The organism is Gemmatimonadaceae bacterium, assembly GCA_035533755.1.
In the GTDB taxonomy this organism is placed as follows: Bacteria; Gemmatimonadota; Gemmatimonadetes; order Gemmatimonadales; family Gemmatimonadaceae; genus JAGWRI01.
Genome location: DATLTC010000070.1, coordinates 1 through 7,832, shown reverse-complemented (window position 1 = coordinate 7,832; position 7,832 = coordinate 1). Strand labels below are relative to the sequence as shown.

The 7,832-nt window shown below is 69.2% G+C and carries 5 protein-coding genes; 3 read left to right on the top strand and 2 right to left on the bottom strand.

What is annotated here, in order from left to right:
- Window positions 1–433 (top strand): response regulator (locus tag VNE60_11045; protein ID HVB32052.1); only part of this gene is annotated, 433 nt, incomplete at its 5' end.
- Window positions 434–440: 7 nt separating this feature from the next.
- Here VNE60_11045 and VNE60_11040 read toward each other — a convergent pair.
- Both VNE60_11040 and VNE60_11035 read right to left on the bottom strand, forming a co-directional pair.
- Window positions 441–932 (bottom strand): hypothetical protein, encoded by a 492-nt coding sequence (locus VNE60_11040; GenBank protein HVB32051.1) that lies wholly within the window; start codon window positions 930–932, stop codon window positions 441–443.
- 188 nt (window positions 933–1,120) lie between these two features.
- Window positions 1,121–4,198, bottom strand: a complete 3,078-nt coding sequence (locus tag VNE60_11035; GenBank protein ID HVB32050.1) for a glycosyl hydrolase — start codon at window positions 4,196–4,198, stop codon at window positions 1,121–1,123.
- Between the two features lie 320 nt (window positions 4,199–4,518).
- Here VNE60_11035 and VNE60_11030 point away from each other — a divergent pair, with 320 nt between their 5' ends.
- Together VNE60_11030 and VNE60_11025 are read left to right on the top strand one after the other, a co-directional pair.
- A complete protein-coding gene (locus VNE60_11030; protein HVB32049.1) occupies window positions 4,519–7,251 on the top strand; it encodes a UPF0182 family protein in 2,733 nt (910 codons plus the stop codon).
- A 12-nt stretch (window positions 7,252–7,263) separates the two neighbouring features.
- Window positions 7,264–7,832: insulinase family protein (locus tag VNE60_11025; GenBank protein ID HVB32048.1), on the top strand; the 569-nt coding region annotated here is incomplete at its 3' end.

Sequence of the window (7,832 nt, the reverse complement as noted above, 5' to 3'; positions counted from 1 at the left end):
GCCGCACGCCCGCGTGACCGCACGGACTGCGGCGCACGCGCCGGGAACGGAGACGATCCTCCTGGTGGAGGACGAGGTGGCGGTGCGGCGGCTGGCCGAGCGGATTCTCACGTCGGCGGGTTACACCGTGCTCGCCGCGGGCGACGGCGCGGAGGCGTTGCAGCTACTGGCGCAGCATCGGACGCCGGTGCACCTGCTGCTCACCGATGTGGTGCTGCCCGGCATCAGCGGCCGCGAGCTGGCGGCCAAGGTGGAGAGCACGCATCCCGAGGTGCGGGTGCTGTACACCTCGGGCTATACCGACGACACGATCCTGCGCCACGGCGTGCTGGACAGCGTGACCCACTTCCTGGGCAAGCCGTACACGGTGGCGGAACTGACGCAGCGCGTGCGCGAAGTGCTGGACGGGCCGGCGCCTCTCCGGAAGCCGTGAGCGCCCGCTAGAAGGCCGCCGCCGACCGCGCGAGCACCGACTGCCAGAGCTCGCGGTTGGCATCCCACCGCTCGCGTTCTTCGGCGAACGTGATCTGGGCGACGTTGGCCTTGAGCGTGTCGAGCACGGGGGTCAGCTTGGTGAGCGACGCCCGGGAGAGCACGCCCTCGTCGTCGATCAACACGGTCCACAGCTGGATGTTCGCGGTCCACCGCGCTTTTTCCGGCGCGTTGCGGATGCGCGAGACGTTGTACCGGATCATGTCGAGCAGCTTGGACATCTGCTCGTGGTCCTTGGCGGCCATCCGGCCCGTCTGCGCGAGATGCAGCTGCCAGAGCTCCACGTTGGCGGTCCAGCGTTCCTTCTCGGGCACGTTCCTGATCGTGGCCACGTTGGCCTTCATCACCGCCCACTGCGCGCTGACGCGCGGTTGCTCCTGCGCGGCCGCCACCGTGGGCGCGGCGAGGAACAGCAATGCCCACAGAGTCCTGATGGTCATGGGGTCTCCTGGAAGAGCCCGATCGGCGACGTGCCGGATCGGGCAAGCGAGTGCAATGTCTGTTGCGGCACTCGCGACGGGAGTCGGTGATTTGAACGACGCGGCGTAGGGGATCGGAGAAGCGGGGCAAATGACGCGCGGCGCCCCGAGAGGCGCCGCGCGGTCACTTCCCACTGATCGTTGAAGGATCAGGGCACGATGCCGCACACCTGGCCCGGCGCGCACCCCGGAGTCACGGGGGGCAGCCCGAGCTTCCTGGCCTGTGCATTGAACGCCGCGAGGTCGGTGGCCCACACCCGGGCCAGCGCGTCGGTCTGCACCTTGAGCTGGCCGCTCAGGTAGTCGAAGATCGGTTGGGCGGCGGCGATCGGCCGCCCGTCGCCGCGATCCACGGTGCTGAGCAGCGTCCCGATCCGGTTGTTGATCTTGATCGGGAAGTTGAGCGGATCCTGCCCGCTCTGGTTCTGTACCTGGTACACGTTCTGCTCGATGGCGGCGGCGTGCACGTCGAGCGTGTCGCCCAGGGCCTTGAGCTGGGCGTCGTCCGACTTCTTGAGCCGGTCCTGGACCTGCGCATTCACGTTGCGCACATCGATCACGGCCTGGTTGGCCTCCGACAGCCGGTCGCGGATCCTGATGGCGAGCGCGAACTGCGCGCGCAGGTCGGCGTCGCTCACGTCGGTGAACAGCGGATTGCGGACCACCGTCACCGGCTGCGTGAGCGTGCGGCCGTCGGCCACCAGGCGCACCTGGTACGTGCCCGGCGGCGCCGCCGGACCCTGGGTGGACGCGCCCCAGAGGATCATGCCCGGGAACGTGGTGGCGCCCTCGTAGCGCAGATCCCATACGAAATGATTGATGCCCTCGGCGGCGGGCGGCGCGCCGCCCCCGAACCCGCCGCGGCCGAACCCGCCGCGTCCGGCGCCCGGCGCGGCCTTGGCCGTGTCGGGCTTGAAGGCGCGGATCACGCGGCCGTTGGCGTCGAGGATGTCGATGCTCACGCGCTGCGCCGGGTGCTTGAGCCAGTAGGTGATCGTGGCGCCGTCCGTGGACCGCACGGCCGTGGGCGGCGCGAACAGCCAGGCGTCGGCGGCCGCCACCTGCGGCGTGTACTGCTGCAGGGGCGCGATGTGGTCCAGGATGTAGAAGCCGCGCCCGTGCGTGGAGATGGCGAGGTCGTTACGCACCACGATCAGATCGCTCACCGGCACGTCGGGCAGATTGAGCGACAGCGACGACCACTGATCGCCGTCGTCGTACGAGATGTACACGCCGTGCTGCGTGGCGGCGTAGAGCAGGCCCTGGCGCGTGGGATCCTCGCGCACCGCGTGTACGTAGTCGTCGGCGCGGATGCCGTTCACGATCTTCGTCCACGTCTTGCCGTAGTCGTGGGTGCGGAAGATGTACGGCGCCCGGTCGTCGAGCAGCGGACGCTTAACGGCCACGTAGGCGGCGCCGCCGTCGAACGCCGAGGCGTCGATCTGGCTCACGCGTCCGAAGTCGGGCATGTCTTTGGGCGTGACGTTGGTCCACGTCTTGCCGCCGTCGCGCGTGACGTACACCAGGCCGTCGTCGGACCCCGTCCAGATGACGTTCACGTCCTTCTTGGAGGGTCCGATGGCGAAGATGGTGCCGTACACCTCGGGGGAGTTCATGTCGTGCGTGATCGGCCCGCCCGACGGGCCCATGGTGCTGGGGTCGTGGCGCGTGAGGTCGGGGCTGATGCGCGTCCAGCGCTGGCCGCCGTCGGTGGTCTTCCACAGGTGCTGCGAGCTGGCGTAGAGCAGGTGGGGATCCACCGGAGAGAAGATGATGGGATACGTCCACTGCCAGCGTTCGACGAGGGCGCTGGACGGTTCGCCGGAGAACATGAGCGGATACGGATTCACTTCGCGCGCCTCGCCGGTGCGGCGGTTGAGCCGCTCCAGGAAGCCGCCGTTGTTGGAGCCGGAGAAGAAGACGTCGGGGTCCAGCGGGTCGGGGGCGATGTAGCCCGGCTCGGCGCCGCCGGCATCGTACGCCGCGGGGGCCGGCGCGCCGCGTCCACCACCGCGACCTCCGCGGCCCCCCGCGGCATCGAGCCCCGCCGTGCTCGACACGCAGATCGTGCCGTCGTCCTGCTGGGCGCCGCACAGGTCGTACGGGATGCGCGCCGTGGCCGCCACGTGGTAGAGCTGGGCCGTGGAGTACGTCTCGGGAGTCCAGGTCTTGCCGCCGTCGGTGGTCACCGCGCCGCCGCCGTCGTTGCCCACCACCATGTGCTCGCCCTGGTCGGGGTCGATCCACAGATCGTGGAAGTCGCCGTGCGTGCCGCGCAGCGTGGTGAGCGTCTTGCCGCCGTCCACCGACTTGAAGAGGTCCGTGTTCTGCATGTACACCAGGTTCTCGTTCTTGGGATCGGCGTACACGTGCGTGTAATAGAAGGCGCGCTGGCGGACGTCATGGCTGCCGTTGATGAACGTCCACGTGGCGCCGGCGTCGTCGGAGCGGTAGAGCCCGCCGGCGGCGTTCTCGATCAGGGCGTACACGCGGTCGGGGTTGGCCGGCGACACGGCGATGCCGATCTTGCCGTCCACGCCGGCGGGGAGTCCGGGGTGGCGGGTGATCTCGGTCCACGTCTCGCCGCCGTCGGTGGACTTGAACAGCCCGCTGCCCGGGCCGCCTGACGAGGCCGTGTATTCCTTGCGATACGCCTCCCAGAGCGCCGCGTACACCACCCTGGGATTGGTGCGGTCGATCTCCACGTCCACGGCGCCCGTCCGGTCGTCGCGGTAGAGCACCTTGCGCCAGGTCACGCCGCCGTCGGTGCTCTTGAACACGCCGCGCTCGGCGCTGGGCACGGCGTACTTGCCGAACACGGCGGCGAACACGATGTCGGGATTGGTGGGATCGATGCGGATCTTCGAGATGGCGTCCACGTCGCGGAAGGCGCCGTGCGTCCACGTCTTGCCGGCGTCCATCGAGCGGTAGATGCCGTCGCCCGGCATGATGTTGCCGCGGATCTCCGACTCGCCCGTGCCGATGAGCACCTCGTTGGGATTGGTCTCCGACACGGCCACCGCGCCCACCGAGGCGCTGGTCATCTGGCCGTCGGTGACCGGCGCCCAGTGCTTGCCGCCATCGGTGGTCTTCCAGAGGCCGCCGCCGGTGGCGCCGAAGTAGGCCACGTTGGGCTGGCCCTTGACCCCGCTCACGGCAATCGAGCGGCCGCCGCGTTCGGGCCCCACGTTGCGCCAGCGGAACGTCTTGAGCAGGGCGGTGTCCACCGGAGACGGGATGGGCGCGGGGCGCGGCCGAGTGGCGGGGCGGCGGCCGCCGGTCCCGGCGGCGGCGATCAGGACTAGGGCGGCCGGGAGGAGGGCGGCGCGGGGCAATCTGCGAGGGCGGAACATGGCGAAGTCCGTTCGGGTTTCGGATGGCGATGGGAAGGGGGCGGCGACTCAATTACGCCCCCGGGGCGCGCGGTTGTCCAGAGCGGCGGCCTGGCGCGTTGGTGTTCTCCGCGGAATCATGGCATCTTGAATCCGCCATGACCCTTCCCTTCGATGGACCCGGCCGCCGGATAGCGCCTCCGATGCGGCACGACGTGCGACGCCTGTTGATCGGCATCGTCGTCCTCGCGTTGCTCGGCTTGATCGTGTTCCCCTGGCTGGCGGGCTTCGCCACCGACTGGCTCTGGTTCCGGGAGATCGGATTCACCACCGTGTTCACGACGTCGCTCATCTGGCGCGTGGTGCTGTTCGTGGCCGGTGGCGTGGTGGGGTGGGCGATCGTGTTCGGCAACCTGCGGCTGGCGGCCGGGCACCCGGGCAAGATGCCCGCGCTGTTCATCCAGCGGCTGAACGCGCCGCCGCTCGACGTTTCGCGTCTGCTCAGGCCGGTGATCCGCCTCGGCTCGCTGTTCGTGGCGTTTCTCGTGGCGGTGGCGGCCTCGTCGCTCTGGATGACCTTCCTGCAGGCGTTCCACGGCGCCTCGGTGGGCACGGTGGATCCGATCTTCGGGCGCGACGTGGGCTTCTATCTGTTCCGGCTGCCGGCGATCTCGGTGGTGCTGAACGTGCTGATCACGCTGGGCGCGCTCTCGCTGGCGGCGGTGGCGGTGGTGTATGCCCTGCGCGGCGAGCTGGTGCTGGGGCCGCGGCGGGCCACGGCCGATGCGGGCGCCGAGCGCCATATCGGGCTGCTGGTGGCGGCGCTGTTCGTGCTCTCGGCGCTGCGGCTCTGGATCGTGCGCACGGCGGAGCTGCTCTACTCCACCACGGGCCCGCTCGTGGGCGCGAGCTACGCCGACGTGCACGTGGCGCTGCCCGGAATTCGCCTGTCGGCGATCGTGGCGCTCCTCGGCGCCGGGCTGGTGGCGTACGGGCTCATCCGCGGCCGGCTGTTGCGGTACACGCTGATCGGGGTGGGCGCGTACGTGGTGGTGGGGATCCTGGCCCGCGGCGTGGTGCCGCTGGCGGTGGAGCGGCTGGTGGTGCTGCCCAACGAACTGGTGGACGAGACGCCCTTTCTCAAGAATCACATCATGGCCACGCGCCGGGCGTGGGGCATCGACGGCGTGCAGACCAGCAATCTGAGCGGCGAAGCCAAGCTGACGATGGCCGACATCCGCGCCAACGCGGCGACGATCGACAACGTGCGCCTGTGGGAGCGCGACCTGCTCCAGCAGACGTTCAAGCAGATCCAGGAGATCCGCACCTACTACGACTTCGTGTCGGTGAACGACGATCGGTACACCATCGACGGGCAGTACCGCCAGGTGCACCTGTCGGCCCGCGAGCTGAACACGGCGTCGCTGCCCACGCAGACGTTCATCAACGATCGCCTCACGTTCACGCACGGCATGGGCGTGACGATGGCGCCGGTGAACCAGGTGACGCCCGAGGGGCTGCCGGTGCTGTTCATCAAGAACCTGCCCCCCGAGTCGGACGTCTCGGTGAAGCTCACGCGGCCGCAGATCTACTACGGGCAGCTCACCAACAGCTACGTGTTCGTGAACACGGCGCAGAAGGAGTTCGACTACCCGGCGGGCGAGACGAACATGTACACGTCGTACACGGGCACGGGCGGGGTGCCCGTGGGCTCGCTGGCCCGCCGCGCGCTGTACGCCTGGGAGTTCGGGTCGCTCAACATCCTGTTCTCGGATGGGATCACCGGCGCGGCGCGGATCATGTACCACCGCAACATCATGGACCGGGCCACCACGGCGCTCCCGTTCCTGGACTTCGATCCCGATCCCTATCTCGTGATCACCGACGCCGGCCGGCTGGTGTGGATCCTGGACGGCTACACCACCAGCGACCGCTATCCGTATTCGGAGCCGGTGGGCGACGGCACCAACTACATGCGCAACAGCGTGAAGGTGACGATCGACGCCTACGACGGCGCGGTGACGGCGTACGTGATGGACCCCAACGACCCGGTGATCCGCACCGACGAGCAGATCTTCCCGGGGATCTTCAAGCCGCTGGCCGCGATGCCGGCCGACATCCGGGCGCACCTGCGCTATCCGGGGCGGCTGTTCCGCATCCAGGCCACGCTGCAGGCCACCTACCACATGGATGAGCCGGACGCGTTCTACCACCGCGAGGACCAGTGGCAGATCCCGAGCCCCGCCGACGGCGCGTCCAACGTGACGCCGTTCATGCGGCACATCATCCTGCGGCTGCCCGGCGAACAGAAGCCCGAGTTCATCTACATGACGCCGTTCACGCCCCGCGGCAAGGACAACCTCGCGGCGTGGATGGTGGCGCGCATGGACGGCGACAACTACGGCAAGCTGATGGTGTACCGGTTCCCCAAGCAGAGCCTGGTGTACGGGCCCACGCAGATCGTGAACCGGATCAACCAGGACACCGACATCTCGCGCCAGCTCACGCTGTGGGATCAGCGCGGCTCGCAGGTGATTCGCGGCGAGCTGCTGGTGATCCCGATCGAGGAATCGCTGCTCTACGTGGAGCCGCTGTACCTGCGCGCCTCGGGGGGCACGATCCCCGAACTCAAGCGCGTGGTCGTGGCCAGCGGCAACCGCGTGGTGATGGGGGAGACGCTCGACGAGGCGCTGAACGCGATGTTCGGCGCGGGGGCGTCGGTCACGGCCACGGGTGACATGCTCGACACCGCCGGCGTGGCGGCCGCAGCCGGCGCCGTGGCTGGCGCGCCGGCTCCCACGGCCTCGCAGGTCACGCTGCTCCAGCAGGCCCAGAACCACTACGACCGGGCGATCGCGGCGCAGCGCGCCGGCGATTGGGCCGCCTACGGCCGCGAGATCGACGCCCTGGGCGCCGCGATCAAGCAGCTCCGCACGCGACAGCACTAACCAGACCTCACGATGCGCAACCGATTCCTGCTCGCCGCGATCGCGGCGCTCCTGCCCACGCTGGCCGCGGCGCAGGCCGCGCCGCCGCTCACCGCCACCCTGCCCGTCGACTCGGCGGTGACCGTGGGGACGCTGCCCAACGGGCTGCGCTACTACATCCGCGTGAACCACAAGCCGGAGAAGCGCGCCGAACTGCGGCTGGTGGTGAACGCCGGCTCGATTCTCGAGACCGACAAGCAGCTCGGACTCGCGCACTTCATCGAGCACATGGCGTTCAACGGCACCCAGCACTTTCCCAAGAACGCGCTGGTGAGTTATCTGCAGTCCATCGGCGTGCAGTTCGGCGCCGACCTGAACGCCTCCACGGGCTTCGACGAGACGGTGTACATCCTGCCCATCCCCACCGACACGGCGCGGATCGTGGACAAGGCGTTCCAGATCCTGAGCGACTGGGCGCACGGGCAGCTGTTCGATTCCACCGAGGTGGTGGACGAACGCGGCGTGGTGCGCGAGGAATGGCGCGGCCGCAAGGGCGCCGACGACCGCATGCTGCAGCAATGGCTGCCGATCGCGTTCAAGGG